General features: G+C 64.7%; 1 protein-coding gene. It reads right to left on the bottom strand.

The features are described 5' to 3' along the window. The coding region (locus AB0H61_RS38995) for an amino acid adenylation domain-containing protein (RefSeq protein ID WP_357313970.1) at nt 1–2,193 on the bottom strand (2,193 nt) is incomplete at both ends.

The raw sequence follows: 2,193 nt of genomic DNA, 5'->3' as shown, positions 1-2,193 counted from the left end.
CCACCCGGAGCCAACAAACCCAACACCTTCTCCAACACATCGATCAAATAACCCCCACTCGGAAAATACTGAACCACCGAATTCAAAACCACCGTGTCGAACACCCCCACCGGCAACCCCGCCACATCATCAGCCACCCGCACCCCCAACACCACCCGACGCGCCCACGGAACACCAACCCCGGAAACCCCGCTGCGCAACCTCTCCACCACCGAAACCGAAACATCCGTACCCCAATACGATTCACACTCCGGCGCCAACTGCCACAACAACAACCCCGAACCAACACCGATCTCGAGCACACGACACGGCCGCAACCCCCGAATCCGCGCCACCGTCACATCCCGCCACTCCAACATCTGCGACAACGGAATCGGCTCACCCGAATAACTACTCACCCACCCACGAAAATCCGCCCCGAAACCCTCCGGATCGTCGGCATCCTGGGCGTCGCGCCAGATTCCGCTGTCCGCGGCATGCAGGTCATCGTGGACCCGTCCCCACTGTTCGACAAGTTCGCGCTCCCACACCCGATCGCGGGCGACCAGCACACCCCGATCGAGTGCCACATACCCCACCAACTGAGCGACTCCGTCGGCCCCGGCACGGGTCACCACCACGGCCTGGCTGACCGCGGGGTGGGTCAGCAGCACCGCCTCGACCTCACCCGGTTCCACCCGCACACCCCGCACCTTCACCTGATCATCAACCCGCCCCACGAACTCCAGCACGCCATCCGAGGTCCAGCGCACCTCGTCACCGGAGCGATACATCCGCTCCCCGAAAGCGAAGGGACAGGCCACAAACCGCTCACCCGTCAAACCCGCACGGCCCTTGTACCCACGCGCCAACTGCACACCGGCGATATACAACTCCCCCACCACACCCACCGGAACCGGCCGCAACCCCCCGTCCAACACATACACCCGCACATTCCCCAACGGACCACCGATCGGCACCGAACCAGCCGCACCCACGACCCCGGGCCCCAGCACCTGTGCAGTCGCGGCGATCGTCGTCTCCGTCGGCCCGAACATGTTGTAGGAGGTGGCGGGCAGCGCGTCGATCAGACGCCGGGCCAAGGGCACCGGCATGGCTTCGCCGCCGCTGATGACATGGCGCAGCGTATGCGCTTCCATCACCCCGGCATGGTCCATCAGTGCATCCAGTTCGGAAGGCACGCAACGGATTATCGATATCTGCTCGGACCGGATCAGGTTGGCGATATAGCCGGGATCCCGCCGGTCACCCGGTGTCATCACAACTCTGGCGCCGATTCCCAACGGCCAGAAGATCTCCCACACCGACGGATCGAAACCGAAGGAGGTCTTCTGCAATACCGCATCGTCCGCGCCGAGCCCGTGCAGCTCCTGCATCATCTCCAGCCGCCCTGCGATACTGCGGTGGGCGATAGTGACGCCTTTGGGTCTTCCAGTGGAGCCGGAGGTGTAGATGAGATAGGCGGGGTTGTCCGGGTGCAGCGGGCGGGTGCGATCGCGATCTGCCGGGTCGGTATCCGGAGTTCCGGCGGAGATGTGGCTGTCGACGAGCAGGCGCGGGAGGGGCGTGTGGGGCAGCCCGGCAACCGTGGTGGTGTCGGTGACGAGCAACGCGGGTGCCGCATCGATGAGGACATGGTGGGTGCGGTCGCTGGGATAGGCCGGATCGATCGGCAGATATGCGGCCCCGGTCTTGAGGACTGCCACCAACGCCACGATCAGCTCGGGTGTCCGCGGCAGCGAGACCGCAACGATGGTCTCGGGCCCGATCCCACGCTCGATCAAGCTCCATGCCAGGGTGTTGGCACGAGAGTTCAACTGCCCGTACTCGATCCGGATTTGCCCACATACGACCGCGACGGATCCCGGTGTTCGAGCCGCTTGCCGCTCGAACCGCTCCACGATGGTCGCCTCGGGTGTGACGATCCTGGTGTTGTTCCACGTGCGCAGCACTTGTTCGGATTCGCTGGCGCTCAACAGCTCCAGCCGACCGACGCGGATTCCGGGGTCGGTGACGACTTGTTCGAGGACCAGCAGCAGGCGTCTTGCGATGGTTTCGACGCTGGTGCGGTCGAACAGGTCGGTGGCGAATTCGACCGCTCCCGCCAGTCCACCCGATCCGTCGCTGCCGTCGTGTTGTTCGGCGAGGCTGAAGGACAGGTCGAACTTCGCCGTCCGCAACGGCGCCTGCAGC

Origin of the sequence: Nocardia sp. NPDC050710 (genome assembly GCF_040654375.1) — a bacterium.
Taxonomy (GTDB): Bacteria; Actinomycetota; Actinomycetes; order Mycobacteriales; family Mycobacteriaceae; genus Nocardia.
The sequence above is the reverse complement of the archived record's forward strand: the minus strand, read 5'-3'. Positions and strand labels throughout refer to the sequence as shown.